This window comes from Rhizobium sp. BK661 (assembly GCF_024808825.1).
Classification (GTDB): domain Bacteria; phylum Pseudomonadota; class Alphaproteobacteria; order Rhizobiales; family Rhizobiaceae; genus Rhizobium.
Genome location: NZ_JANTYT010000001.1, coordinates 391,750 through 417,553, shown reverse-complemented (window position 1 = coordinate 417,553; position 25,804 = coordinate 391,750). Strand labels below are relative to the sequence as shown.

The 25,804-nt window shown below is 62.2% G+C and carries 22 protein-coding genes; 17 read left to right on the top strand and 5 right to left on the bottom strand.

Going from position 1 to position 25,804, the window contains the following annotated elements:
* Positions 1-108: 108 nt before the first annotated feature.
* From ubiE to FHX16_RS01975, 8 genes are all read left to right on the top strand, one after another.
* On the top strand, positions 109-885 hold the full coding sequence (ubiE, locus tag FHX16_RS02010) for a bifunctional demethylmenaquinone methyltransferase/2-methoxy-6-polyprenyl-1,4-benzoquinol methylase UbiE (protein WP_183860572.1): 777 nt from the start codon (positions 109-111) through the stop codon (positions 883-885).
* A gap of 56 nt (positions 886-941) precedes the next feature.
* Positions 942-2,516, top strand: coding sequence for a 2-polyprenylphenol 6-hydroxylase (ubiB, locus tag FHX16_RS02005; RefSeq protein WP_183860574.1), 1,575 nt, complete (start codon positions 942-944; stop codon positions 2,514-2,516).
* A 92-nt stretch (positions 2,517-2,608) separates the two neighbouring features.
* Complete coding sequence (locus tag FHX16_RS02000) at positions 2,609-4,192, top strand: aromatic amino acid lyase (RefSeq protein WP_183860576.1); 1,584 nt, start codon at positions 2,609-2,611, stop codon at positions 4,190-4,192.
* Positions 4,193-4,223: 31 nt separating this feature from the next.
* Positions 4,224-5,606, top strand: a complete 1,383-nt coding sequence (locus FHX16_RS01995; protein WP_259126394.1) for a dihydroorotase family protein — start codon at positions 4,224-4,226, stop codon at positions 5,604-5,606.
* Positions 5,603-6,865 (top strand): Zn-dependent hydrolase, encoded by a 1,263-nt coding sequence (locus FHX16_RS01990; protein ID WP_183860580.1) that lies wholly within the window; start codon positions 5,603-5,605, stop codon positions 6,863-6,865. Before FHX16_RS01995 ends, FHX16_RS01990 begins: the two co-directional genes overlap by 4 nt.
* Positions 6,865-7,962: a DUF917 domain-containing protein gene (locus tag FHX16_RS01985; RefSeq protein WP_259126393.1), complete on the top strand. Its 1,098-nt coding sequence runs from the start codon at positions 6,865-6,867 to the stop codon at positions 7,960-7,962. Before FHX16_RS01990 ends, FHX16_RS01985 begins: the two co-directional genes overlap by 1 nt.
* Positions 7,963-8,010: 48 nt before the next feature.
* A complete protein-coding gene (locus tag FHX16_RS01980) occupies positions 8,011-9,672 on the top strand; it encodes a urocanate hydratase (RefSeq protein ID WP_183860584.1) in 1,662 nt (553 codons plus the stop codon).
* Between the two features lie 138 nt (positions 9,673-9,810).
* Positions 9,811-10,686: a DMT family transporter gene (locus FHX16_RS01975; RefSeq protein WP_183860586.1), complete on the top strand. Its 876-nt coding sequence runs from the start codon at positions 9,811-9,813 to the stop codon at positions 10,684-10,686.
* A 27-nt stretch (positions 10,687-10,713) separates the two neighbouring features.
* Here the strand turns inward: FHX16_RS01975 and FHX16_RS01970 are convergent, their stop codons facing one another.
* A complete protein-coding gene (locus tag FHX16_RS01970; RefSeq protein ID WP_183860588.1) occupies positions 10,714-11,994 on the bottom strand; it encodes an MFS transporter in 1,281 nt (426 codons plus the stop codon).
* 96 nt (positions 11,995-12,090) lie between these two features.
* Here FHX16_RS01970 and FHX16_RS01965 point away from each other — a divergent pair, with 96 nt between their 5' ends.
* On the top strand, positions 12,091-12,963 hold the full coding sequence (locus FHX16_RS01965) for a LysR family transcriptional regulator (RefSeq protein ID WP_183860590.1): 873 nt from the start codon (positions 12,091-12,093) through the stop codon (positions 12,961-12,963).
* Here the strand turns inward: FHX16_RS01965 and FHX16_RS01960 are convergent, their stop codons facing one another.
* Positions 12,964-13,869, bottom strand: a complete 906-nt coding sequence (locus FHX16_RS01960) for a LysR family transcriptional regulator (RefSeq protein ID WP_112657784.1) — start codon at positions 13,867-13,869, stop codon at positions 12,964-12,966. It abuts the gene before it with no gap.
* Between the two features lie 126 nt (positions 13,870-13,995).
* Here FHX16_RS01960 and FHX16_RS01955 point away from each other — a divergent pair, with 126 nt between their 5' ends.
* Both FHX16_RS01955 and FHX16_RS01950 read left to right on the top strand, forming a co-directional pair.
* The gene (locus FHX16_RS01955) at positions 13,996-14,760 is read left to right on the top strand and encodes an SDR family oxidoreductase (protein WP_016552461.1); all 765 of its coding nucleotides are present in this window, start codon (positions 13,996-13,998) and stop codon (positions 14,758-14,760) included.
* A 110-nt stretch (positions 14,761-14,870) separates the two neighbouring features.
* On the top strand, positions 14,871-15,620 hold the full coding sequence (locus FHX16_RS01950; RefSeq protein ID WP_259126392.1) for an SDR family oxidoreductase: 750 nt from the start codon (positions 14,871-14,873) through the stop codon (positions 15,618-15,620).
* 113 nt (positions 15,621-15,733) lie between these two features.
* Here the strand turns inward: FHX16_RS01950 and FHX16_RS01945 are convergent, their stop codons facing one another.
* Positions 15,734-17,104 carry a PepSY domain-containing protein gene (locus FHX16_RS01945; RefSeq protein ID WP_183860594.1) on the bottom strand — a complete coding sequence of 457 codons (1,371 nt, stop codon included), beginning with the start codon at positions 17,102-17,104 and terminating at the stop codon, positions 15,734-15,736.
* Between the two features lie 66 nt (positions 17,105-17,170).
* The gene (locus FHX16_RS01940; protein WP_246712557.1) at positions 17,171-17,569 is read right to left on the bottom strand and encodes a DUF2946 family protein; all 399 of its coding nucleotides are present in this window, start codon (positions 17,567-17,569) and stop codon (positions 17,171-17,173) included.
* 132 nt (positions 17,570-17,701) lie between these two features.
* Between FHX16_RS01940 and coaBC the strand changes: the two genes are divergently transcribed.
* The gene (coaBC, locus tag FHX16_RS01935) at positions 17,702-18,910 is read left to right on the top strand and encodes a bifunctional phosphopantothenoylcysteine decarboxylase/phosphopantothenate--cysteine ligase CoaBC (protein ID WP_183860597.1); all 1,209 of its coding nucleotides are present in this window, start codon (positions 17,702-17,704) and stop codon (positions 18,908-18,910) included.
* Here coaBC and FHX16_RS01930 read toward each other — a convergent pair.
* Positions 18,900-19,709, bottom strand: a complete 810-nt coding sequence (locus FHX16_RS01930; RefSeq protein ID WP_183860599.1) for a class II glutamine amidotransferase — start codon at positions 19,707-19,709, stop codon at positions 18,900-18,902. The two genes, coaBC and FHX16_RS01930, sit on opposite strands and share 11 nt — an antisense overlap.
* A 263-nt stretch (positions 19,710-19,972) precedes the next feature.
* Between FHX16_RS01930 and FHX16_RS01925 the strand changes: the two genes are divergently transcribed.
* The 5 genes from FHX16_RS01925 to otsB all read left to right on the top strand — a co-directional run bounded on the left by FHX16_RS01925 (position 19,973) and on the right by otsB (position 25,802).
* Complete coding sequence (locus FHX16_RS01925) at positions 19,973-20,884, top strand: pirin family protein (RefSeq protein WP_016552455.1); 912 nt, start codon at positions 19,973-19,975, stop codon at positions 20,882-20,884.
* Between the two features lie 447 nt (positions 20,885-21,331).
* Entirely contained in the window at positions 21,332-22,009 is a 678-nt protein-coding gene (locus FHX16_RS01920) for a FadR/GntR family transcriptional regulator (protein WP_183860601.1), read from the top strand.
* Entirely contained in the window at positions 22,006-23,298 is a 1,293-nt protein-coding gene (locus tag FHX16_RS01915) for an MFS transporter (RefSeq protein ID WP_183860603.1), read from the top strand. Before FHX16_RS01920 ends, FHX16_RS01915 begins: the two co-directional genes overlap by 4 nt.
* Before the next feature lie 87 nt (positions 23,299-23,385).
* Positions 23,386-24,909 (top strand): S10 family peptidase, encoded by a 1,524-nt coding sequence (locus tag FHX16_RS01910; RefSeq protein WP_183860605.1) that lies wholly within the window; start codon positions 23,386-23,388, stop codon positions 24,907-24,909.
* Between the two features lie 98 nt (positions 24,910-25,007).
* On the top strand, positions 25,008-25,802 hold the full coding sequence (otsB, locus tag FHX16_RS01905) for a trehalose-phosphatase (protein WP_183860607.1): 795 nt from the start codon (positions 25,008-25,010) through the stop codon (positions 25,800-25,802).
* Positions 25,803-25,804: the final 2 nt, after the last annotated feature.

The window sequence follows — 25,804 nt, the reverse complement described above, 5'->3', positions numbered from 1 at the left end:
GCGCTATAGCGCCAAGGTGCCGCGGCCTTGACCGTGGCCCACAGATAGCGCCGCGCGCGTCCGTTCGCTATGGTCGCCGCGCCGATTTCAGATAGATGGAGTATTTCGATGTCAGAAAGCCGTACCTCCGCCGAAGGCGGCATGGAAACATCCTACGGCTTCCGTGAAGTGGCGGACGGTGAAAAGCAGGGTCTCGTCAACGAGGTCTTCCACAAGGTCGCCAAGCGCTATGACATCATGAACGACGTCATGTCGGTCGGCATGCATCGCGTCTGGAAGGACGCAATGATTGCGGCACTCAATCCGCGCAAGGAACCCGGCTACAGGACGCTCGACGTGGCCGGCGGCACCGGCGATATCGCCTTTCGCATCATCGAAGCCTCGAACCGGATGGCGCATTCGACCGTGCTCGACATCAACGGCTCGATGCTCGCCGTCGGCGCCGAGCGCGCCGCCAAGAAGAAGCTTTCTGACAACCTGACTTTCGTCGAGGCCAATGCCGAGGATCTGCCGTTCGAGCCGAACAGCTTCGACGCCTACACGATAGCCTTCGGCATCCGCAATGTCCCGCGCATCGACGTGGCGCTCAGCGAAGCCTATCGTGTCCTGAAACGTGGCGGCCGCCTGCTGGTGCTCGAGTTCTCTGAAGTGGACATGCCGCTCCTCGACCGCGTCTATGACAGCTGGTCATTCAACGCCATTCCGAAGTTCGGCAAGGCGATCACCGGCGAGGCCGAGCCCTATCAATATCTTGTCGAATCCATCCGCAAGTTTCCCAACCAGGAGAATTTCGCCGAGATGATCCGCAACGCCGGCTTCTCGCGCGTGAGCTTTACGAACTACACCGGCGGGATTGCGGCCCTCCACTCCGGCTGGAAGCTCTAAGGGATGGTTCGAGAACAATCGTTCACCCGCTCGCTTTCGCAGGCAGGCAATCCGGCATGAGCACTCTGGGGGCATATTTCCGGCTCTGGCGCGTCGGCTGGATTCTGGTGCGCGAAGGCGTGATTTCGGCTTTGCCATCGGAAGACCTGCCGCCATCGGTCGGCCTTGCCAAGTCGTTTGTGGGCCTGTTCGCGCGCAATCGTTCAAAATCGAAGAAGCGCAGCGACCGGCTGGCGCAAGCCGTTGAGCGGCTGGGCCCCTCCTATGTGAAGATCGGCCAGTTCCTGGCAACGCGCCCCGATGTCGTTGGTGTCGAGTTCGCCGACGATCTGTCGCAGCTTCAGGACCGCATGGCATTCTTTCCGCTCGCCGCCGCCAAGGCGAGCATCGCCGGATCGCTCGGCCGCCCGACAGAAGAACTTTATGCAAGCTTCGGCGAGCCGATTGCCGCCGCTTCGATCGCGCAGGTGCACCCCGCCGAAGTCAATACGCCTGCGGGACGCAAGAAGGTTGCGGTGAAGGTCGTCCGCCCCGGCGTGCGCCAGCGTTTCACCCATGACATCGAAGCGATGTATCTCGTCGCTCACATGCAGGAGCGCTTCATGCCCTCGAGCCGGCGCCTGAGGCCGGTGGAAGTCACGAAGACTCTGGAGCAGACGACCAAGGTTGAGATGGATCTGCGGCTCGAGGCGGCGGCCCTTTCCGAGATCGCCGAAAATACCGAGAAAGACCCGGGCTTTCGTGTCCCGAAGGTCGATTGGGAGCGCACCGGCCGCGACGTGATCACGATGGAGTGGATCGACGGCGTGAAAATGTCGGATGTCGAGGGCCTGCGCGCCGCCGGTCACGATCTCAATCTGCTTGCAGACACGCTGATTCAGTCGTTCCTTCGCCACACGCTGCGCGACGGCTTCTTCCATGCCGACATGCATCCCGGTAACCTGTTTGTCGACGAGCACGGCGACATCGTCGCGGTCGACATGGGGATCGTCGGACGACTGGGGAAAAAGGAACGCCGCTTCCTGGCCGAAATTCTCTTCGGCTTCATCACCCGCGACTATATCAGGGTCGCCGAAGTCCACTTCGAGGCGGGCTACGTGCCGGGCCACCACAATGTCGAAAGCTTCGCGCAGGCGATCCGCGCGATCGGCGAGCCGATCCACGGCCAGCCTGCCGAGACGATCTCGATGGGCAAGCTGCTGACCCTGCTGTTCGAGGTGACCGAACTCTTCGACATGGCGACGCGGCCCGAACTGGTCATGCTGCAGAAGACCATGGTCGTGGTCGAAGGCGTGTCGCGCATGCTCAATCCACGCTTCAACATGTGGAAGGCATCCGAACCCGTTGTCGGCGATTGGATCCGCAACAATCTTGGCCCGAAGCGCATCGTCACCGATCTCAAGGACGGGCTGAAGGCGGCTGTGAAGCTAGCCGAAGCAGCGCCCGAGATTGCCGCCAAGACCGAGAAATTCCACCATCAACTGCTGCAGATGAGCGAGAACGGATTGCGGTTCGACGCGGAAACGGCTGAGGCGATCGGCAAATCCGAGGCGCGACACAATCGTTCCGGCCGGTTCGCCCTCTGGATTATCGCGCTCGCCCTTCTTTATATTGCTTGGGTGGTCACCTGATCCATCGCAGCAATGCATGTTGTGTTCGATATTTGGGATATCCCATCGAGTAGCGCCGTCGCATAGTCTCACTTTTCAAGGAGATATGGCAGATGAAGCATGAACGCCCCCGCATCGAACTTTCCGGACAGCCGCTCAGCTTTGCCGAAATGGTGAGGGTCGGATCGGGAAAGGTGGCGATCTCGGCTTCTGCGACCGGGATGGCTCGCGTCGAGATCGCGCGCGGGATCGTCGAGGATGCGATCAAGTCTGGAATGCCCGTCTATGGAGCGACCACCGGCGTCGGCGCCATGAAGGATGTCGAGTGGTCCCCCGAGGACCTCGATGCCTTCAATCTCGGGCTGGTGCGGGCGCATCACTTCGGCACCGGGACGCCATTTTCGTGCTCGGTCGTGCGCAACGCTATGGCCATCCGCATCAATACTGCGCTGACAGGCCAAGTCGGCTGCACACCCGAACTCGTCAATGCGTACATGCAGATGCTGGAGGCGGATATCATTCCGGTCGTCCGCCGTACTGGCTCCATTGGCTGCGCCGACATCGGCCTGATGGGGCAGATCGGCGCTGTACTGACGGGAGTCGGTGAAGCCGTCCATCGCGGCAAGCGCATGCAGGCAGCCGACGCTTTCGCCGCTGCCGGCATGAAACCCTTCACCATGGCACCGCGCGACAGCCTGGCCTCGCTCAGCGTCAATGCCGTGAGTTTTGCCGCGGCAGCGGACGCGACTCGCAATGCTGCGTCTTCCATTCGCGTGCTGCTCGCCTCCGGCATGATGGCTTCAGGCGCGCTTGGCGCTTCCCGCGACCCGTGGCTTTCCGTTCGCCATGTCGGCACCTCCCGGGAGGCATTGATCGGCTCCTGGCTCTGCAATGCGTCGGACGCCTGGCACTGGCCGATCAAGACTCACGTCCAGGACCCATTGAGCCTGCGCATGATCGCGCAGGTCTTCGGCGCCGTCATCGAGAACCTGCTGACGACGGGTCACAAGATCCTCGCCGCCACCGGACGCTCCGACGACAATCCAGTCGTCGTCGAGGGGCGGGTAATGACCTCGGGCGGATCGCTGCCGCTCGACGTGACAATCCTGCTGGAATCAGCTGCTCTCTGCATGGCGCACGCCGCCCGCAATGCCTTCAACCGCTGTGTCCTGCTCGGCAACGGCCAGCGCCGTGACCTGCCGGTCAATCTCGTGCCGCCCGGCCGTATCGCCACTGGCTTCGGTCCGATCATCAAGCTGGCCGGCGAAATCTTTTCTCGCGTGCTGTCGATGTCCAACCCGGTTTCGGCGCAGTCATTGGTGGTTGCAGCCGGCCTCGAGGATGAGGCTGCCTTCCTGCCGCTGGTGATCGAGCGCTTCGAACGCCAGACGCGCGCGCTGATGCGCCTCGCCGCTCTCGAAGCGCTGCTTTCAGCGCAGGCGGTGGACATTCTCGGCGACAAGCCGAAAGGCGTCGGCGGGATGCTCTATGACATCGTTCGCAAGCATGCGGACTTTTATACGGTCGACCGGCCACTCTCTGCCGAGGTGGAAGCGATCGAGGAAGAATTCGGCTCCGACGCCTTCATGTCGAAGCTGATCGAAGAGGTGCCGATCGCATCCTTCGACGATTTCTTTGCACTCGGCTCGCTGGCGCGCATCGAGCAGCGCCTGACCCAGGAACCCGTCGCCATCTGATCCCTTCAATATCTGCCACGGAGAAAGCGGCATGGCTGATTTCGATCTCGTTCTGCAAGGCACGGTCGTTTTGCCGGAGCGCATCCTGGAAGCCGGCTACGTTGCCGTCCGCGACGGCAAGATTGCGGAAGTCGGCCTCGGCGTGCCGCCTGCTGCACGCGAGCGCCATCTCCTCGGCAAGGCCCTGATCCTGCCGGGCGCCATCGACGCCCAGGTTCACTCGCTGTCGCAGAAGGACCAGGAGGATTTCATCTGGTCGACTCGCTCGGCTGCTGCCGGCGGTGTGACGACGATCGTCGATATGCCCTATGATGAAGGCAACCTCGTCTGCTCGGCAGAAGCCGTGAAGAAGAAGATTGCCCATGCCGGCCCGCAGGCGCGGGTCGATTTTGCGCTCTACGGCACCGTGGATCCTGAGGAAGGCGCCAAGCGGGTTGCCGAAATGGTCGATGCCGGCGTTGCCGCGTTCAAGTTTTCGACGTTCGGTACGGATCCGAAACGCTTTCCGCGCATCCCCCTTGCCCTGCTGGACGAATGCTTTGCCGCAATTGCACCGACCGGGCTGACCGCCGGCGTTCACAACGAGGACGACGAGGCCGTTCGCACCTACATGGATCGCGTGAAGGCAAGCGGCATCACGGATTGGCGCGCGCATGGACTGTCCCGGCCGCCGATCACCGAGCTGCTCGCCATGCACACGATCTTCGAAACCGGGGCCAATACGGGATGCCCGTCACATGTGGTGCATTGCTCGCTTGGACGCGGCTACGACATCGCACGCGCCTACCGCCGCGATGGTTTCGAGGCGACGGTTGAATGCTGCATTCATTACCTGACCCTGGACGAGGAAAACGACGTCAAGCGGCTCGGCGGCAAGGCAAAGATCAATCCGCCGATCAGACCACGCGCCGAGGTCGAGGCGCTGTGGCGCAAGGTTGCGGAAGGCAATGTCTGGCTGGTCTCGACGGACCACGTCAGCTGGTCCGAAAATCGCAAGACCAACCCTGACATGCTCGCAAACGCGTCCGGCGTGCCCGGGCTCGAAGTGATGATACCGCTCTTCATCAAGGGTGCCTTCGAGCGCGGCATCCCGCTGACCTGGGCGGCGAAGCTGATGGCGGAAAACCCGGCGAGGCATTTTCGTCTCGACCACGTGAAGGGCGCGCTGACGCCAGGCAAGGACGCCGATATCGTCGTGCTTGAGCCACGCGAAACGGTCTATGACGCCGCAGCCAGCGGCAACAACGTGGTCGGCTGGAGCCCGTACAACGGCATCCGCCTTCCCTGGACAGTCGCTGCGACCTATCTGCGCGGGGAGAAGATCAGCGACGGCGCGACCGTATTGGCTGAACCTCGGACCGGCCGATTTGTGCGTCCGCTGCCGAGGCAAGTAATCGCCGGAGCCGCAGAATGACCAGAAACCTGCCGGTCAATACGGGTCGTATCGCGGAAGATATCGACGCCTTGGCCGGGATCACCGAGCCCGGCCATCCCTGGACCCGTCGCGCCTTCTCGCCACTCTTTCTCGAGGGCCGCACCTATATCGAAGCGCGCATGCGGGCGGCTGGCCTTGAGACAAGGATCGATGCCGCCGGCAATCTGATCGGCAAGCGGCGGGGCGCCATTGACGGGCGCGGCACGATGATGCTCGGTTCGCACTCGGATACCGTACCTGATGGTGGCCGTTTTGACGGTATTGCCGGCGTGGTGGCCGCACTTGAGGTCGCTCGTGCGCTCAGCGACAAGGGCCTCGAGCTCGATCACGACCTGGAGATCGTCGATTTCCTTGCGGAGGAGGTCAGCATCTTCGGCGTTTCCTGTATCGGAAGCCGAGGCATGACCGGGCAACTGCCGGAAGCCTGGCTTTCGCGCGTGACTGAAGGACGTGATCTCGCCGAGGCGATTGCCGAGGTTGGCGGCCGCCCGGGCGTGCTCTCGCAGCAGAACCGGCCTGACATTGCCGGTTTTCTCGAACTGCATATCGAGCAGGGCCCAGTCCTCGAGAACGAGAAGAAGGATATCGGCATCGTCACTGCGATCGCCGGGATCACCCGGATTGAGATTGTCGTCGAGGGGCGCGCCGACCATGCCGGCACGACGCCCATGGATAGCCGCTCGGATGCGCTGGTCGCCGCCGCACAACTGGTTCTCGATATCCGCAATGCCGCAGCCGCCCGTGCGAAGACACCGGGGCATTTCGCGGCGACGGTCGGCGAGTTCCGGATCGAGCCGAACGCGGCCAACGTCGTTCCCTCGAAGGTCGTCCTGCTGATCGATGGACGCGCCGAGGTCCGCAACGACATGGAAGCCTTCTGCGAGTGGCTGGATGAACATGTCATAAAGTTAGCCATCGCTTACGGAGTATCGATCAAGAGTCCCATGCGGGTTTCGGATAACCGTCCGACGCCAAGCGATGCCGGACTGTTGAAGACACTTGAAAAGGCGTGCGGAACCGTAGGCGCCAGCCACCGCCGAATGGCATCGGGCGCCGGCCACGACATGGCCTGGATTGCCAAGGTCGCGCCCGCCGCGATGATCTTCGTGCCCTGCAGGGAGGGGCGCAGCCACTCCGCTGACGAATGGGCTGACAACGACGACATTGCGCTTGGGGCGGCCGTGCTTTTCGAAGCCGTCTTGGACATGGACAAGAGCTTGAAGCAGGAGAATGCCTGATGGGACGCATACTGGTTGAAAAGGACGTCGAAGCAGCTGTCAAGGGCGGGTCGGTCTATGCTGCCGGTGGCGGCGGCTGGGCGGATCACGGCCGCATGCTCGGCTATGCAGCGGTCAACGTCGGCAAGCCGGAACTTGTGTCGATCGACGAGTTGAAAGATGACGACTGGATCGCGACGGCCGCCGCGATCGGCGCACCCGCCTCCACGACAGCCTGGGAAATGCAGGGCATCGACTATGTGAAGGCGGTCCAGCTGCTGCAGGACGAACTCGGCGAGAAACTGTCCGGCCTGATCATCGGCCAGAACGGCAAGTCGTCAACGCTGAACGGCTGGCTGCCCTCTGCCATTCTCGGAACCAAGGTCGTCGACGCCGTCGGCGATATCCGCGCGCATCCGACCGGAGACATGGGCTCGATCGGCATGGCGGGTTCGCCTGAACAGATGATCCAGACGGCGGTCGGCGGGAACCGCGCCGAGAACCGATACATCGAGCTTGTCGTGAAGGGCGCGACAGCGAAGATCTCGCCGATTCTGCGGGCAGCTTCCGACCAGTCGGGCGGCTTCATCGCCAGCTGCCGCAACCCGCTGCGTGCCTCTTATGTGCGCACCCACGCAGCACTTGGCGGCATATCGATGGCATTGGCACTGGGCGAGGCGATCATTGCGGCTGAGAAGAAAGGCGGTTCAGCCGTGATCGACGCCATCTGCAACACAACCGGCGGCCATATCCTGGCCGAAGGTATCATCACCAAGAAGGACGTCGTCTATACCAAGGAGGCCTTCGACATCGGCTCAATCGTCGTCGGCTCCGGCGACAAGGCGGTGACCATGCATGTAATGAATGAATACATGGCCGTCGACGACATCGAGGGCAAACGGATCGCCACCTTCCCCTCGGTCATCACAACCCTCTCGCCCGAGGGCGAACCGCTGAGCGTCGGCCAGTTGAAGGGCGGCATGCATGTCTTCATCCTGCATGTGCCGATGAACATCATTCCGCTGTCGGCCAGCGTTCTCGACCCGGCCGTCTACCCCCCGGTGGAGAAGGCGATGGGCATCGAGCTTGCCCGCTACGCGCTCGCGGCAAGAGCCTGAGCCGCGCCGGATTCCGACGCGGCAAGCGAAGATAGAGGAACAACCAAGATGCCGAAGCCCAATCCACGTCATCCGAAATTTCCGATTCCGGGCGGGCCGGACCTGCGCGCCAAGGGTTGGCGGCAGGAGGCCTTGCTGCGGCTTCTGGAAAACGTTCTCTCCGTCGGCGAGGATCCGGACAATCTCGTGGTCTACGCCGCGCTCGGCAAAGCCGCGCGCAACTGGGCGGCGCACAAGGGCATCGTCAAGGCGCTGACCGAAATGGACGAAGACCAGACGCTGCTCATCCAGTCCGGCAAGCCGATCGGCCTTGTGAAGACGCACGCTAAGGCGCCGCTTGTCATCATGGCGAACTGCAACATCGTCGGGCAATGGGCGAAGGCCGAGGTCTTCTACGAGCTGCAGCGCAAGGGACTGATCTGCTGGGGCGGGCTGACGGCCGGCGCCTGGCAGTATATTGGCAGCCAGGGCGTCATCCAGGGGACCTATGAAATATTCATGCGCATTGCCGAACGCCGGTTCGGCGGCGATCTCTTCGGACGCTTCGTGCTGACGGCGGGGCTCGGTGGCATGGGCGGCGCGCAGCCGCTGGCTGGCCGCATGGCGGGTGCAGCCATCCTCTGCGTCGACATCGATCCGGAGCGCGCGAAGAAGCGGCAGGAGATCGGCTACCTGCAGGAAATTGCGCCGGATGTCGGTACGGCGCTTGCGATGATCGACGCCGCCGTGAAGGAAAAGCGGGCGCTATCCGTCGGTCTCGTGGGCAACGCCGCGGAAATCTATCCCGAAATCGCACGGCGCGGCATCGTGCCCGATATCGTCACCGACCAGACCTCCGCGCACGATCTTGTCTACGGTTACGTGCCGAAGGGGATGAGCCTCGCGCAGGTGCGCGAGCTGCGCGACGACGGCCAGGGACAGCTGATGGCGGCAAGCCGCGCCTCGATCGTGCAGCATGTGACGGCGATGCTGGACTTCCAGAAAAAAGGTGCTGAGGTCTTCGACAACGGCAACCTCATTCGCACACAGGCGAAGGAAGGCGGCGTCGCCAACGCCTTCGATATTCCGATCTTCACCGAAGCCTATCTGCGGCCGCTCTTTGCCCGGGCAATCGGCCCCTTCCGCTGGATGGCATTGTCGGGCGAAGAAAGCGACATCGCCCGGATCGATGATCTGCTGCTGGAACTGTTCCCAGACAACAAGATCATCACCAACTGGATCCGGCTGGCGCGCGAGCATGTGCCTTTCGAGGGATTGCCGGCCCGCATTGCCTGGCTCGGCCACGGCGAGCGCACGATGCTCGCCCGCCGGGTCAACGAACTCGTCGCAAGCGGTGAGCTGAAAGGGCCCGTCGCCTTCTCGCGGGATCATCTCGACGCCGGCGCGATGGCGCATCCGAACATCATGACCGAGCGGATGAAGGACGGCTCCGACGCGATCGCCGATTGGCCGCTGATCGATGCGATGATGCTCTGCTCGTCGATGGCTGATCTCGTCGTCGTTCATTCCGGCGGCGGCGGCTATGCCGGCTACATGACGAGCTGCGGCGTGACCGTCGTGGCCGATGGTACCGATGCCGCCGACGAGCGGCTCGACCATGCGCTCACCAACGACACGGCACTTGGCGTCATGCGCTATGCCGATGCCGGCTATGACGAGGCTCTCGACGAAGTGGCCAAGAAGGACGTACCCTACATCAGGCTCGGATAGCGCCGCGGCGGCTGTCTGGAGGCATTTTGTGTCGGATTACGCTATGGCGTGGCGCAACCGATCGATCGCTGGTCTGGCGTCTCTGATAGAGATCGGATGTCGACTCGACAGCTGCCATTCCAACGAACGGACCTCACCATGCAGCCCCGCACCTACGGTATGCTCCTCGTCAGCATTGCTACGATCATGTGGAGCACCGCGGGGCTCTTCGTCCGGGCGCTCGACCTCGATGTCTGGACGGTGCTCGGCTGGCGCTCACTGTTTGGTGGACTGGCGCTGACGATCATCATTTTGGCAAAGAAGCGGATTAGTGCCGCGCCTGGCAAGGTACCGCTCTATTTCTATCCGCTGTTTGGTCTGATGGCCGCGATTTCGATGTACGGCTATATTGGCGCGCTCAAGCTGACGACCGTCGCCAACGTGCTGGCGATCTATGCGACCGTTCCCTTCGTCGCCGCAGCCATCGCCTATCTCTGGCTGAAGGAGAAGATCAGCCGGCGCGTGCTTATCGCCAGTATGATCGCCTTCGTTGGCGTCCTGATTGTTGCAGGTTTCGGGGCGAGGCCCCAGGACATCGCGGGCAATGCCCTGGCGTTCCTGATGACGCTAACCTTCAGCATTCTGCTCGTGGCAGCGCGACGCTATCCGGCGCTGCGGCTGGCGCCAGTCAACGCGCTGGGGTCGGGCCTCTGTGTGCTGCTTTGTCTGCCGCTGATGTCCCACACGCTACCGAGCTGGCAGGAAATCCTCGTGCTCGTGGTGTTTGGGTCGACGACATCGGGGATCGCCTATCTGCTGTTCATGACCGGCGGCCGCTATATTCCGTCGAGCGAGGCTGGACTGATCGGCTTGCTTGACGTCGTACTCGGTCCGCTCTGGGTCTGGCTCGCCTTCTCGGAGACGCCCACCCTTTCCACAATCATCGGCGGTGTGATCATCCTGATCTCCGTCTTCTGGTATCTGTGGAGCGGCATGAGAGGGGCTCAACCGCGGCGCACAGCAAAGACTGTTTAGTCCGCTTACTATCTTTGGTTATGACGCCTATCGTTTGGCCAGCCTCGCGGCGGCGAGCGCCGCGACCATACCGAGCACCAGCAGCGCCAGCGTGAAGGAAACGACGGCATCCCAGCCATCGGCACCCCAGAAATAGCCACCGACCGAACCGGCAACGCTGGAACCGATGTAATATGACAGCAGATAGAGCGCGGAAGCGTGCCCCTTGGTGCCGCGGGCAAGGCGACCGACGAGCGCGCTTGCCACCGAATGGGCGACGAAGAAGCCCGATGTCAGCAGCACGATGCCAAGGACAATCAGCGGCAAGGAGGACGAGAGCGTCGCGGTCACACCCAATGCCGCGACCGCAATGCCGGCCGGCAGGACGATGAAGTGACCGATGCGATCACCGAGCATGCCGGCAACCCACGAGGCAGCAATGCCAAAGAGGTAAACCGTGAAGATCAGGCCAAGCTCGGTTTGATTGAGGTTGTATGGCGGCTGAACTAGGCGGAAGCCGATGTAGTTGTAAACCGTGACGAAGGTGCCCATGGCGAGAAAGCCGATGGCGAAGAGCAGCGGCAGGGCAGGATTGCTAAGATGTCCGGCCCAGGCCCTCACGTGAAATCGGGCGTCGAAACCCTTGCGCGGTGTAAAATTGCGCGATGCGGGGAGCAGCAGGAAGAAGCCGATTGCTGCAGCAAGGCCGAGCACGCCGAGCGCGCCCAATGCGACGCGCCAGGAGAAAAATTCAGCCAGCGTGCCCGTGACGACACGGCCTGCCATACCGCCGAAGGCATTCCCAGCGATATAGAGGCCCATCGAAGCGCCAAGTCCCCGCGGATCGATTTCCTCGGAGAGATAGGCCATCGCGACAGCCGGTACGCCTCCGAGCAACAGCCCTTCAAGCGCGCGGATAACAAGCAGCGCGTGCCAGCTTGGGACGAGGGCGCAGGCGATCGTGCAAAGCGCGGCCCCGAGCAGCGAAGCGAACATCAGGCTGCGGCGGCCAAAGCTTTCGGAGACGGCCGCGGCACAGAAGATGGCGAAGGCGAGAAAGCCGGTCGACAAAGACAATGATAGCGAGCTCGCCGCCGGGCTTACTCCGAAGTCCGCGGCAAAGATCGGCATCAGCGGCTGCACGCAATAGAGCAGCGAAAAGGTAGCAAAGCCGGAAAGGAAGAGCGCGAGGCTGGCGCGCCGATAGGACGAGGTGCCGCGCAGCAGGAACTGCCTGTCCTGCGGCCCCGCCGTCGTTCGCACGACGTGGAGATTTGGACGCGAGTGGATTTCGGAGGCGTCTAAGGGCTTATCTGCGGCGCGTTGCATCGGGGCACCAACCTTTCACGCCTTTTGACCTAGCCAGCAGCGCGCTATTTGTCCAATATATGAAAGTGCCATTGTTGATAGCTTTTGGAGATACCAATGGAGTTGCGCCATATCCGCTATTTCCTGGCAGTGGCCGAAGAGGGGAATTTCACCCGCGCCGCCGCGAAGCTCGGCATCGGCCAGCCGCCGCTCAGCCAGCAGATCCGCGACCTTGAACATGAGGTCGGCGCCGCGCTGTTTCATCGCGTCCCGCATGGCGCGGAACTGACGGAGGCGGGCAGCGCATTCCTGCCGGAAGGCCGGGCTGCCATTGCTGCGGCCGAAAAAGCGAAACTCGCCGCACAGCGCGCGACACGTGGCGAGACCGGGCGGCTGGCACTCGGCTTTACCGCATCCTCCGCCTTCAACACGGCGGTCAGCGGCACGATCCGCCGCTTTCGCAGCCAGTGGCCCGATGTCAGCCTTTCCTTGACCGAGATGAACAGCAATTGGTTGATGGAGAAATTGCTGCGGCAGGAAATCGACGTCGCCTTCATCAGACCCGGTCTGGAAGATCCGAAAGACGTCACGCTGAAGCGACTGGCGGACGAGCCGATGCTGATTGCTTTGCCGGCGCACCACCCGCTTGCAAAATACGGGAAGGTGCCACTCTCGGCGCTTGCTGGCGAACCTTTCATTCTGTTTCCACGCACGGTTGGTCTCAGTCTCTATGACGATATCGTGCGCGGATGCCGCGATGCCGGTTTCGAGCTCGTCGTGACACAGGAGGCGCCACAGATTCCGTCGGTCGTCAATCTTGTGGCCGCCGATCTCGGCGTGTCGATCGTTCCGGCTTCGATTGCCCATCTGGCTCTCGATGGCGTCGCCTACCGACCGATCGAGGGGCCACCGCTGGTGGCGCGTCTCGGACTTGCTATGTTGAAGGCACAGCGGTCGCGCGTCGCCGCAAACATGATGAGCCTCATCTGATCAGCCGGCGGGATCCCAATAGGGCGGATCTCCGAAGGTCCTGCGCAGATGGTCCGCGACGGCGCGCAACTTCGCGGACGGATTGCGGCCCTCCGGATGCGCCATATAGATGAACTCGGCTTCCGGCCTGTAGCCGACATCGATTTCCTGCAGCTGTCCCTTACTGATCGCAGGTCCAGCGATGAAGGCTGGCAGCAGCGCGATTCCGAGACCGGCGGCCGCGGCATCGCGGATCATGTCTCCGTTGTTCATGCCGACGGCCTGGCTTGCCCGCACGACGATCGCTCCATCCGGGGTCTGGAACCGCCAGTCGGCAACGCCCCGGTTGGTGTAGAAGATGCCTTTATGGTCATCAAGGTCGGCAAGGGTCTTCGGCATACCATGGCGGCCGAGATAATCCGGCGAGGCGACCAAAATCCGACGACTGCGGCTGAGCTTCCATACAACCAGCCGGGAGTCGACAATCGGGCCATGGCGGACCACGGCATCATACCCTTCCGAGGAGACATCGACGCGGCGGTCGTCGATGTCGAGCACAAGCTGGATCTCCGGGTGCTCGGCCAGAAACGGGTATAGCGCAGGGCCAAGATGCATGCGCCCGAAGGTGACGGGGGCGGCAATGCGCAGCGGTCCGGATAGTGTGCCACGGCGTACCGCCATCTCGGCGGTGGCTTCCTCTATTTCCTGAACGATCCGCGTCGCGCGCTCCAGAAAGGCCGTGCCGTCTTCCGTGAGGGTGAGTTTTCGCGTGGTGCGATGAAGGAGCACACCGCCAAGCGATTTTTCAAGCTCCGCCAGTCGCTCGCTGACGACAGACTTCGACAACCGCAGGCGCCGGGCGGCCTCGCTGACCGAGCCGGCTTCCACGATCGCCACGAAAGCCGTTATTCCCTCAACCCTGATCATCGTTCGGCAAATCCGAATTCGAGTTCCACCATTTGGAGACTAATCCGAACGAAAAGAAAATGCCATCTTCTGCTCATCGAAAGGGACGGCAATCGCCACCCACTACCCAACACTGGAGATGGAACAATGAACCGCTTGAATGGAAAAGTCGCCATCGTCACCGGCGCAAGCGCCGGCATCGGTCGCGCAACGGCCAAGCTCTTTGCTGCCGAGGGCGCAAAGGTCGTGGTCGGCGCCCGCCGCCAGGCAGAACTTGAAAGCCTGGTGGCAGAGATCAAGGCAGCCGGTGGAGACGCCGTTGCCGTTGCCGGCGACGTCCGCTCGGAAGACTATCACAAGGCGCTGGTCGCCACCGCAGTCGATCGCTACGGCAAGCTCGACATTGCTTTCAACAATGCCGGCATCCTTGGCGAAGCCGGTCCTAGCACTGGCGTTTCTGAAGCCGGTTTCACGGAGGCGCTGACGATCAACCTGACGGCCTCCTTCCTGGCTGCCAAGCATCAGATCGGCCAGATGGAAAAGAACGGCGGCGGCTCGGTCATCTTCACCTCGACTTTCGTCGGCTACAGCTTCGCCTTCCCGGGCGTTGCCGCTTATGCCGCCAGCAAGTCCGGCCTCATCGGCCTGACGCAGGCGCTCGCCGCCGAATTCGGCCCGAAGAATGTGCGTGTCAATGCGGTTCTGCCGGGTGCTGTCGACACCGACATGTATCGCGAGATGAACGACACCGAAGGCAAGCAGAGCTTCATCACCAACCTGCATGCGCTGAAGCGTGTCGCTGCGCCTGAGGAACTTGCCCGCTCCGTGCTCTACTTCGCATCCGACGACTCGAGCTTCGTCACCGGCACCGCCTCGCTGGTCGACGGTGGCGCCTCGATCACCCGCACCTGAGTTCGAAAGCTATCCGCTCTGACCGGAAAGATTGTGGAAAGAGCGGATATCGCGGCTAGCAATTGCAATCGCATCCTCCCAACATCAATGGATCATAAGGACCCACGACAATGGCACGCTTGCAGAACAAGACAGCTCTCATCACTGGCGGCACCAGCGGCATCGGCCTCGAAACCGCCCGTCAATTCATCGCCGAAGGCGCTCGCGTTGCCATCACCGGCAGTAGCGAAAAGAGCGTCGAGGCCGCCCGTGCCGAATTTGGCGACAAGGCGTTGGTCATCCAGGCGGATGCCGGCAACGCTGCCGGCCAGAAGACCGTCGCCGCCACCATCAAGGAAGTTTTCGGTCATCTCGACATCCTCTTCGTCAATGCCGGCGTGGCCGAGTTCGGCCCGCTCGAACAATGGAGCGAGGAAGCCTTCGACAAGTCGATCGCGATCAATGTCAAGGGTCCGTTCTTCCTGATCCAGGCACTCTTGCCGCTCTTTTCGAAGCAGGCCTCGATCGTTCTCAACACCTCGATCAACGCCCATATCGGCATGCCGAATTCCAGCGTCTACGCCCTGACCAAGGGCGCGCTGCTGACGCTGGCAAAGACGCTCTCCGGCGAATTGATCGGCCGCGGCATTCGCGTCAACGCGGTTAGCCCCGGTCCGATCGCGACACCGCTCTATGGCAAGTTCGGAATGTCGGAAGCCGACGCCAAGGCGATGGCATCGCAGATCCAGGCGCAAATTCCGGTCGGCCGGTTCGGCGACGCCGGCGAGGTTGCCAAGACGATCATCTTCCTCGCCTCCGATGAAGCTGCCTACATCGTCGGCAGCGAACTTGTCATCGATGGCGGGATGAGCAACCTCTGAGGACCGAGACCCCGAGAGAGGATGCGTGAGAAGGCCGTGGATTCTCTCCTCCACGGCCTTTCTGCTATCTGTCGATCGGGCTAGGCGCGAGTGTGTCCGCCTCCCCCGCGATGTCACATCGATCGCAACCTTCTGGACCTGACGTAGAGCCAATCCAAGCCGAGCATAACGATGAGCGACAGGCCGACCAGCGGGAAGAGCACCCCGCCGATGGCAAGGATCGCAATCAGGCCGCGAAACACGCGTTTGTCCGCCGGCATCGGCGGAACGCCGAGCGATCCGGCCGGGCGTCGCTTCCACCACATGATCGCAGCCGAAACCGCAAGCAGGATGATCGCCGCACAAGCGACGATAAGCACAAGCTGGTTCACAAGCCCGAATTGCTGACCGAGATGGGTGTTGATGCCCCACTCGAGCGACTTTCCGAGCGGACCGTAGTCGGCATAGCTCATGTCGATCAGTGGCGTTCCGGAATACTGGTCGAGATGTACGACCCGCTGCTTGGTAAGGTCATCGGGATAGACCGATCCGGTAAACACACCGTCCGACGTCGTCGGAATATTCACGGCGTAGCCACGATGCAGGCCAAGACGGTCGAAGGTGGCGACGGCGCCGTCGAGACTGATCGGCTGTGCATGATGCGCGTGCCCGGCAGACTGCGGGACCTGCGCCTGCTCCAGCGACCACGAGGTCTTGGCAATGTGATCGAGGTGCTCGTCGGACATCGGTACGGCGACGCGCACCCCTGCGGGATAGCCGAAGTTATTACCATTCGCCCACTCATTGACCTTGCCACCCCAGACCCCGGACCACGGCATGCCCGTGATGGCCAGGAAGACGATGAAGAAGCCGACGAATATGCCGCTCACGGCGTGCATGTCCCGCCAGAAGACCCGGCGCTTCGGCGTGCCGCGAACGGAAAGAACGCCCCCAGTCTGGCGTCGCGGCCACCAGAGGTAGATGCCCGTGGCAACCAGCAGGATTGACCAACCGGCCGCGATTTCGATCAGCATGCGTGCGTAGTTTCCGAAATATTTTAGGCTGTGAAGATAGCGGATCGTCCACATGACGGTGCCGCGATCCGGCAATGCGCCCAGCACCTTGGCGGTGTAGGGGTTGACGTAAACAGCAAGTTTACCTTCCGTCTCGGTACCGACGGTGATTTCGGCAGAAGCGTCGGGCGTGACCGGGTCGGTGAATTTGACTGCAGTTCCAGGGTGGACAGCAAGCGCGGCGGCCACCATAGCTGAAGGTGCCGCAGGGTTTACGCCCGGCTGCACTTCGACGCGCTTGAGATCGGAATGGATCGCCGCGTCTATCTCATCCTTGAAGAGATAGAGGCCGCCGGTGATTGCCAGCGTAATCATGAAAGGCAGGACGAGAAGGCCTGCGTAAAAATGCCAACGCCAGACGGCGCGGTAGAGGTCGGAGGCGGAGCGCACCGAAGCGCCAACGCTCTCGCGACCGATGGTAAGATCGGACATGGAGGACTCCCAACGTGAGAAAATCGGCCTCTGCAGCAACAGGCGTAGAGGCGGACGACGATGACGTCAGGCTGTGATGGGAGGTGCACGCGGTTCGGCGATCCGTCCGCGCAAAGGATATGAAACAACGGCATCCGCTCGGGCCGCTATGTCGATAGAGGCCTCGACCGCAACATAAAGAGGAGCTGTCTGCCCGCCGAGAATTGCCGGCATGGCAGTCGATGCGAGGCGGCAGAGCGTGCCGCACGGGCACTCCGGCATCTTCTTGGCCGGCAAATTACCGTGCCCGGCATCATCGACGGAACCGTGTCCGCTCGAAGAACAGATGATCGCGAAGGGATCGACGGCGGATGCCGCCATCGATCCCTGCGCGGTGCCGGTCAGCAGCCCCTGGATCAAAAGCAGGCAGGCGAACAGCAGCGCGACGGCGCTTACCGATACCCGATCCCGCAAGATTCTCCGCATGGTCCCCATGCTTCGCTCCATGCCACAGGACGTCCGCGTTGTCACTGCGACCGATGCGCTTCCAGTGCCGATTGCTTATTATTCCCCAAAGGCTTAGGGTTTGATGCAATCAGCTAATCGATGGAAAGAGCCATGGTTCTCAGCGGCAAACGCATCCTCCTCATCATTTCAGGCGGGATCGCGGCCTATAAAAGCCTGGACCTGATCCGACGGCTCAGGGAGCGGGGCGCTTCCGTGCGACCGCTGATGACCACAGGCGCGCAGGAATTCGTGACGCCGCTTGCCGTCGGCGCGCTTGCCGCCGACCATGTGTTCACCGATCTTTTTTCTCGGCAGGACGAGCAGGATGTCGGGCACATCCGGCTGGCGCGCGATTGCGACCTTGTCCTGATCGCGCCGGCGACGGCGGACCTGCTTGCCAAGATGGCGAACGGGCTTGCGGACGACCTTGCTTCTACGGTGTTGCTTGCGACCGACCGGCCGGTTCTCGTCGCACCCGCCATGAACCCGCATATGTGGGCGCATCCGGCGACGAAGCGCAACGTCGAGACGCTGCGCGGCGACCGCATCCGCTTCATCGGGCCGATGTCCGGCGAGATGGCGGAGAGCCGTGAGGCGGGCATCGGTCGCATGGCCGAACCGCTGGAGATCGTTGCTGCGGCAGAAGCTTTGCTCAGCGATGGGCCAAAACCGCTTGCCGGTCGCAGGGCCATCGTCACCTCCGGGCCAACGCATGAGCCGATTGACCCCGTGCGCTACATCGCCAATCGCTCCTCCGGCCGCCAGGGGCATGCAATTGCCGCGGCACTCGCCACGCTTGGCGCAGATGTGACCCTCGTTTCCGGACCGGTTTCCATTCCCGATCCTTTTGGCGTCAAGGTTGTCCATGTGGAGCGCGCCGATCAGATGCGGGATGCCGTGCTCGCAGCGCTGCCCGCCGATGTCGCCGTGATGGTCGCGGCCGTCGCCGACTGGCGCGTGGCCTCAGCCGCCGACCAGAAGATCAAGAAGCATCCGGGCGAATCCATTCCGACGCTCGCGCTAACGGAAAATCCGGACATCCTGAAAACAGTCGGCCATCACACGATGCGGCCGAAGCTGGTGATCGGCTTCGCCGCAGAAACCCAGGACGTCGAAAACAACGCCAGGGCAAAGCTTGATCGCAAGGGCGCCGATATCATCGTCGCCAACGATGTTTCGCCGGCAACGGGCATCATGGGCGGTGTGCGCAACCGCGTAAAGATCGTCGCCCACAGCGGCATCGAGCAGTGGCCGGACCTTGCAAAGGAAGAGGTTGCCACCAGGCTGGCGGCAATGATTGCCGAACGGCTCAAGCCGTGATGGCGACCGGAGCGGCTCTCACCACAGCCTGCACCGGACGAAACGGTACGATGTCGAGACCACCGTCGCCGAGCGTGACGACGCTGCCGTCCGGGATCTCTGCCCAGGCATCGACGTCATCGTTGAGCGGCTCGGACACTAGGCAATAGCCCTTGCCGAGCGGTGAGGCGTAAAGCGTCGGCGCCTTGCGATCGGTCGCATAGCGGATCGCATAGAGCGACTTGCCATCGGAGAAGGCCGCCGTATAGCGCAGCAGCACAGATCCCAGCAGCTTGTCGGCGAGGCTTTCGACGAAGCGGATCATCTCCGCCATCGCAGCCACCGGCGTCTGTTGTAGACCGAACTGCAGGGCAAGCAGGAACATCAGCTCTGAATCGGTCGTCCCGCCGCGGGCATTGAAGAGTTCGTCGTCCAGCATGCCTTCCATGGGTCGGCGCAGCCGCTCGAAGCCGGAGATCTGGCCGTTGTGCATGAACGACCAGTTGCCGTAGGTGAAAGGGTGACAGTTGTCGCGACGGGTACCGCCGCCGGTCGCCGCCCGCACGTGCGCCAGGAACAACGGCGAACGGATCTGCCGCGCAAGGCTCTTGAGATTGCAGTCGGACCAGGCCGGCAAGGTGTCGCGATAGCGACCCGGCTCCGGTCGGTCGCCATACCAGGCAATGCCGAAGCCGTCGCCATTGGTGGGCGTCTTGGCCCGGGTGGCGCAATGCGATTGCTCGATCAGCGAGTGCGCGGGCGATGACACCAGTTCCTCCAGATAGAGGGGTTCTCCGCGATAGGCTGCCCAGCGACACATGCTCTTTCCACTCCGGAACCCGCTCCGTCGGAAGCGGGAGAAATGCTGAAACGCGACAATGATTGTCGAATCCGATGGTTAATAAGACCTGAACGGCTTCGTGGCTTGCAAGCGGAAGATGACAAATTTCTGACGGTTGACGCGTTCACATTGCGCAATGGCGCATCTTCTTTTGTGAACAGTGCGTTCCTGCCTCCGGCGGTTTCGCTCGGGCCGGCCCGATGGCTATATTTCGGGCTAAGTTGAACCTTGGAGAGGATGCCATGTCGATCCGTCCCGTAAAGCATATGAGCACTGCAACGCCGACAATGGAAGGCGCCGGCGTGAAGCTGCATCGCGTCTTCGGCTTCGGAGATCCGTCGATGACAGATCCGTTCCTGATGATGGACGATTTCCGCAACGACAATCCGGCCGAATATATCCGCGGCTTCCCATGGCATCCGCACCGCGGCATCGAGACGATCACCTATGTTCTCGCCGGCACGGTCGAGCATGGCGACAGCCTCGGCAATCGCGGCCTGCTCGGCGCCGGCGACATCCAGTGGATGACGGCGGGCAGCGGCATCATGCATCAGGAAATGCCGAAGGGCGATTTTGCCGGACGCATGCACGGCTTCCAGCTCTGGGCCAATCTCCCCTCGTCGCTGAAGATGACGGCGCCACGCTACCAGGACGTCAAGTCCGCCGACATTCCTGTCGTGGTCGATGACGATGGCACGGCTGTGCGCGTCATCTGCGGCGACTTCTGGGGCAAGGCAGGCCCAGTCGACGGCGTGGCAGCCGAGCCGATCTACCTCGATGTCTCGGTACCGCCAGGCAAGAAGAAGCGCTTGCCGGTCGATACCTATCGCAATGCCTTTGCCTATATCTTCGCTGGCTCCGGCACGTTCCGCGACGCGTCGAAACCCTTCGGCGTCCGCGTCGAGAAAGAGGTCAACGGCGAAGAGCTGAACATCCGCGACATGTCGGGCAACCGAACGCTGGTCGTCTTCGACAGCGGTGACGAAGTGACAGTGCAGGCCGGCGACGAAGGTATCCGCTTCCTGCTTGTCTCGGGCAAGCCGATCGAGGAACCGGTCGCCTGGCACGGGCCGATCGTCATGAATTCCCGCGAAGAGATCATGCAGGCGATGCGCGAACTGCAGAATGGCACGTTCATCAAGGCCGCACATTGAGCCGGCTCAATCCACAGGCTTTCCCACTAAAGTCTACAATGGAACAGAAGCAAGCACTCCGTTGTAATCATTACAGGATCACCGATGACAGCGAAATGAAATCGTGGGATTGGCAAGTTGTCGCGCCGTCCTCGTCAGGAATTCTTCTTGCATCGCCGGCGAATCATCCTACCTTCTTCTTATCGACAACAGAACGAAAGGAAGGTGATCCAATGTCTAATGAGATTTCAGACCTCGTAAAAGGCATGGAAGTGGTGATGAAAGCGAGGCAGCCCTCGCTCTAAGCCCACCTTCCTAGGGCCGCTTTGACGGTCCGGCCATTTACAGGCCAGAACTCATGGAAAGGGTCGCTCGCGCGGCCCTTTTCCAATTTTCGCGATGGCATTGACGAACATCATGATCTCGGAGTATTCGTAAAGTCATCTGATGACTTTACGAATACGAACGATGGAACCACTCGCAAAAACCAAGCTAGCAGATACCGCCATTGAGGCGATCCGTGCGGAGATCCTCGGAAAAAGGTGGGCGGTTGGCGATAAATTGCCGAACGAGGCGACGCTTTCGTCCATGCTCTCCGTCAGCCGCGGAACTGTCCGCGAGGCGGTCAGGGTGCTGGTGTCGCAAGGCCTGCTGGAGACCCGGCAGGGCTCGGGAACCTACGTGCTCTCGACCACGGATACCCGGCTGCCGCTCACCATGGCCCGTCGCGCCAGTCTGCGCGATCTGTTCGAGGCCCGGTGCGCGCTCGACGTCGAGGCGGCACGGCTCGCGGCCCTACGGCAGACGCCTGCGATCATCGCGGAGCTTCGGGCACTTCTTGAAAAGCGCGGCAATTTCGAAGGCGGCGACAAAAGCGCCTTCGTCGAACGCGATCTTGCCTTTCACAAGGCGGTCATCGCCGCGTCTGCCAACCGTGCGATGATTGAAATCTATGAGTTTTTCTCCGCCTCGATCACCGAGACGATCAAGGCGACGTTGGATGATGAAATTCCGGAGCCCGATATGCGGGCGCATGCGGACATCATCGACGCAATCGCCAGCGGCAATCCGCAGCAGGCCGACGCCGCCGTACGCCGCTTCATGGCCCCGATCATCAGTGCTCTCGACCGGATGCTCCATTCATGACAACGCCCCTCCAGGATTCCGCTCACGTCTACGACCTGGCGGACGAACAGCTCATCGACGCCGAGGCCGACAGCGTCCCGCAACCGAAGCCGCCGGTCGGCAGCAGCGCCGCGGCGCGCTTTCTGCTTGGGGCAAGCCTCGTTCTGATTGCGTTCAATCTGCGTCCGGTGTTCTCCAGCGCCTCGGCGCTGTTGCCCGAAATCAAATCTGAACTCGGCCTCTCCGCGCTGGGCGCCAGCCTGCTGACCACTTTGCCCGTTGTTTGCCTCGGTGCCTTTTCACCGCTGGCGCCGCGGCTTGCCCAGCGGATCGGCACGGAACGCACGCTTCTCGGCGTGCTCGTCCTGCTGGCGCTCGGGACAGCCTTGCGTGGCCTTTCCTCGATTCCGCTGCTCTTCGTCGGCACTGCCCTCGCCGGCGGCTGCATCGCTGTCGGGAACGTGCTGCTGCCGGGCTTGGTCAAGCGCGACTTTGCCGATCGCGCCGCATTGATGACCGGCTTCTACACGATGGCGCTGTGCGCCGGCGCCGCGAGCGCGGCGGGCTTCACCTTGCCGCTCGAACACATTCTCGGTGATTCCCTTTCCGCGGCGCTCGCCGCGTGGGGGATACCCGCGCTGGTCGTCGCGATTATCTGGCTGCCGCAGGTGCTGTCCACGAAGAACCAGGTCAAGCGCACCGGCTTTTCGGTGCAAGGGCTCTGGCGCGATCGCCTGGCCTGGCAGGTCACACTCTTCATGGGGCTGCAATCAGCACTGGCCTATTGCGTGTTCGGCTGGCTCGTTCCGATCCTGCGCGAACGCGGCATTGACGGCATCACTGCGGGGGCGATCGTTTCCGTGTCGGTGATGGTTCAGGCCGCGGCATGCCTTGTCGCCCCGCAGATCGCGGTCAGGGGCAAGGATCAGCGGGTGATCAACGCGTCGCTCTGCGCCGTCGCCGTCGTCGCCCTGTTCGGCCTGCTATTTGCGCCGCTGTCCACGGTCTGGGTCTGGGCCGTGCTGCAGGGTATCGGCCAAGGCGGACTGATTGCGGTTGCCATGACGACGATCGTCTTGAGGTCTCGCGATCCGCATGTCGCGGCCCACCTTTCCGGCATGGCCCAATGTGTCGGCTACCTGCTTGCGGCGATCGGTCCGCTCGTCGTTGGGCTGATCCGCAGCTGGACCGGCAGCTTTGGCTGGTCGGCGGTGCTCTTCGTGGCGCTGGGCACCGGTGCCGCCATCAATGGCTGGAACGCCGGCCGTGCACAATTCGTCAATGCGCGGACGATCGAGAAGGCGGACTGACGTCCGCCTCACCATCTGTTGATTTCTCCCCTCACCGGGCGATGCTAGGCTGACCTCTTCCATGCCGCTTCCGCCGGAGGAGAAGTCTTGCGTTTCCTGTCCGCCATTCTGCTCGCAACCGCCCTGCTTGCCCCGATCACTCCCGCCGTATCGCAGGAGGGCGGAGGCGATGCTTCTACACAGCGGGCATCTGACGATAGTGTACTGAGCCTGTTGCCAATCGACTCGGCGACCGAGCGCACAATGACCATCGGTGGCCGACAGCTCGACTATGTCGCAACGGCCGGGACGCTGGATCTCTTCGCGCAAGACGGCTCCAAGACCGGCGCCATCTTCTATACGGCCTATGTCGCCAAGAATGGAGCGCCCGACCGACCGCTGACCTTTGCCTTCAATGGCGGCCCGGGTGCTGCCTCGGCATTTCTCCAACTCGGCCTTGTGGGGCCGCGTATCCTCGATTTCGGCCCGAAGGGCGACGATGGGGCCGACGCGAAATTGGTCGACAATCCGCTGAGCTGGCTCGACTTCACCGACCTTGTCCTGATCGATCCGATCGGAACCGGCTGGAGCCGGACCGCCAAGGCTGACGACGCGTCCAAATATTACAACGTCAACTCCGACGCGGAGAGCATTGCAAAGGCGATCGCTCTCTACGTCGCTCACAACAATCGCTCCGGTTCGCCGAAGTTTCTTCTCGGCGAAAGTTACGGCGGCTTCCGCGCCGCCAAAGTCGCCGGAGCACTGAAGGATAGCCAAGGCATCATCGTCTCCGGCGCGATCCTGCTTTCGCCCCTGCTCGAAGGGCAACTGATGTTCAATGCAGATCAGTTTGCACTCGGCGCCGCGCTTGAGTTTCCATCGCTCGCTGCAGCGAACATGGAGAGGCGCAACGCCTTCGATGAAGTACGGCAAAGCGAGGCGGAGAAGTTTGCACTCGGCGACTATCTGACGACACTTGCCGGCCCGGCGCCGACAGGCGATTCCGCCAAAGCCTTCTATGGGAAGATTGCCGGCATGACCGGTATTCCCGAGGATGTCGTAACGAAGAACCGTGGCTTCCTCGGAAATGCCTACGCCAAGCAGTCAAGTGGCCAGGACGGCAAGGTCGTCAGCCCTTACGACGCGGCGTTCTCGACGCCCGATCCTTACCCGGAGTCGGACTCTGACCGCGGCGACGACGCAATTCTCGACGGCTTCACCCGCGCCTATGGCGGCGCCTTTGCCGACTATGCGCGCAACGAACTCGGTTTCAAGACCGAGATGACCTATTCGCTGCTGGACGGCGACATCAGCCGCAGATGGGAATGGGGCGGACGCGGCGGCGGTTCAAGGCTGCAGGCGAGCGTGACCGACGACATCCGCCAGCTGCTCGCCTCCAATCCGAAATTCCGCCTGCTGATCGCCCATGGCTCCAGCGATCTGGTGACGCCCTACGGCGTCAGCCGCTATGTCGTTGACCACCTGCCGCCTTCGCTTGCCGGCGAGCGGGTGGCGCTGAAGGTCTATCGAGGCGGCCACATGTTTTATACGCGGGCAGATCAGCGAGAAGCCTTCACGGCCGACGCCAAGGCTTTTTTTGCCGAGCATTCCGGCACGATCCCGGCTGAATGAAACGGCCGAGCGCAGGACGCCGGTAGAAATCCGAGATTTCCTCGCAACATTCAACCGCGCGGGTTGCCTTGGGATGATAGCGACATAGGTAAGTCACCATGTCGTACACCAGTAAGCCATTTCCTGCCGCGACGCCGCAATCGGCCTCGGGGCAGAAGAAAGTGCTGAGCGCTCTGTCCTCTTCGCCTCAAGATTGCGCTCTCTTCCTCGATATCGATGGGACATTGCTCGATCTCGCCGAGGTACCGGACGCGATCGTCGTACCCCCGCTGCTGCCTGCAGGTCTCGATATCGCTTCGCAAAGGCTCGGTGGCGCGTTGGCCTTGGTCACCGGGCGAGCGCTCGCCTATGCTGATGAATTATTCTCGCCATTCCGGTTTCCGATCGCCGGCCTGCACGGCGCCGAGTTACGTCGACCCGACGGAAAGGTCGCCAAGGCAGAAACGACAGCCGCCTTCGAGGCTCTGAAGGCCGATCTTCGGAAGGAAACGGAAGGGCTGGAAGGCGTGCTCGTGGAAGACAAGGGAGCGGCAGTCGCCGCCCACTACCGTCTAGCGCCACACAAGCAGGCGCAGGTGGAGTCCATCATGGAGCGGATGCTGTCCCGGGCCGGCCCGAACTGGACCTTGCAGCGAGGCAAGATGGTCCTCGAAATCCGCCCCGCCAGCGCCGACAAAGGAAACGCTGTCGAGGCGTTCCTGTCGATGCCACCGTTTGCAGGCAGACGTCCGATCACCATCGGTGACGACGTAACCGATGAAGCGATGTTTCGCATCGCCAATCGTCAGGGCGGCCTCTCCGTTCGGGTGGGCGCAACCTCCGAAACGGCCGCCGCACTGACGCTGCCTTCGGCATCGGCAGTACGGGAACTCATTGGGCAGTTTGCCGTTTGATC

What these genes read in the sequence shown, in the direction of transcription:
- FHX16_RS01940 (WP_246712557.1), bottom strand. Translation starts at nt 17,569, where the DNA reads ATGCGGAGAATCTTGCGGGATCGGGTATCGGTAAGCGCCGTCGCGCTG.
- FHX16_RS01985 (WP_259126393.1), top strand. Translation starts at nt 6,865, where the DNA reads ATGGGACGCATACTGGTTGAAAAGGACGTCGAAGCAGCTGTCAAGGGC.
- ubiE (WP_183860572.1), top strand. Translation starts at nt 109, where the DNA reads ATGTCAGAAAGCCGTACCTCCGCCGAAGGCGGCATGGAAACATCCTAC.
- FHX16_RS01965 (WP_183860590.1), top strand. Translation starts at nt 12,091, where the DNA reads ATGGAGTTGCGCCATATCCGCTATTTCCTGGCAGTGGCCGAAGAGGGG.
- coaBC (WP_183860597.1), top strand. Translation starts at nt 17,702, where the DNA reads ATGGTTCTCAGCGGCAAACGCATCCTCCTCATCATTTCAGGCGGGATC.
- FHX16_RS01955 (WP_016552461.1), top strand. Translation starts at nt 13,996, where the DNA reads ATGAACCGCTTGAATGGAAAAGTCGCCATCGTCACCGGCGCAAGCGCC.
- FHX16_RS01920 (WP_183860601.1), top strand. Translation starts at nt 21,332, where the DNA reads ATGGAACCACTCGCAAAAACCAAGCTAGCAGATACCGCCATTGAGGCG.
- FHX16_RS01960 (WP_112657784.1), bottom strand. Translation starts at nt 13,869, where the DNA reads ATGATCAGGGTTGAGGGAATAACGGCTTTCGTGGCGATCGTGGAAGCC.
- FHX16_RS01930 (WP_183860599.1), bottom strand. Translation starts at nt 19,709, where the DNA reads ATGTGTCGCTGGGCAGCCTATCGCGGAGAACCCCTCTATCTGGAGGAA.
- FHX16_RS01970 (WP_183860588.1), bottom strand. Translation starts at nt 11,994, where the DNA reads ATGCAACGCGCCGCAGATAAGCCCTTAGACGCCTCCGAAATCCACTCG.
- FHX16_RS01925 (WP_016552455.1), top strand. Translation starts at nt 19,973, where the DNA reads ATGTCGATCCGTCCCGTAAAGCATATGAGCACTGCAACGCCGACAATG.
- FHX16_RS02000 (WP_183860576.1), top strand. Translation starts at nt 2,609, where the DNA reads ATGAAGCATGAACGCCCCCGCATCGAACTTTCCGGACAGCCGCTCAGC.
- FHX16_RS01945 (WP_183860594.1), bottom strand. Translation starts at nt 17,104, where the DNA reads ATGTCCGATCTTACCATCGGTCGCGAGAGCGTTGGCGCTTCGGTGCGC.
- ubiB (WP_183860574.1), top strand. Translation starts at nt 942, where the DNA reads ATGAGCACTCTGGGGGCATATTTCCGGCTCTGGCGCGTCGGCTGGATT.
- FHX16_RS01975 (WP_183860586.1), top strand. Translation starts at nt 9,811, where the DNA reads ATGCAGCCCCGCACCTACGGTATGCTCCTCGTCAGCATTGCTACGATC.
- FHX16_RS01980 (WP_183860584.1), top strand. Translation starts at nt 8,011, where the DNA reads ATGCCGAAGCCCAATCCACGTCATCCGAAATTTCCGATTCCGGGCGGG.
- FHX16_RS01990 (WP_183860580.1), top strand. Translation starts at nt 5,603, where the DNA reads ATGACCAGAAACCTGCCGGTCAATACGGGTCGTATCGCGGAAGATATC.
- FHX16_RS01915 (WP_183860603.1), top strand. Translation starts at nt 22,006, where the DNA reads ATGACAACGCCCCTCCAGGATTCCGCTCACGTCTACGACCTGGCGGAC.
- otsB (WP_183860607.1), top strand. Translation starts at nt 25,008, where the DNA reads ATGTCGTACACCAGTAAGCCATTTCCTGCCGCGACGCCGCAATCGGCC.
- FHX16_RS01950 (WP_259126392.1), top strand. Translation starts at nt 14,871, where the DNA reads ATGGCACGCTTGCAGAACAAGACAGCTCTCATCACTGGCGGCACCAGC.
- FHX16_RS01995 (WP_259126394.1), top strand. Translation starts at nt 4,224, where the DNA reads ATGGCTGATTTCGATCTCGTTCTGCAAGGCACGGTCGTTTTGCCGGAG.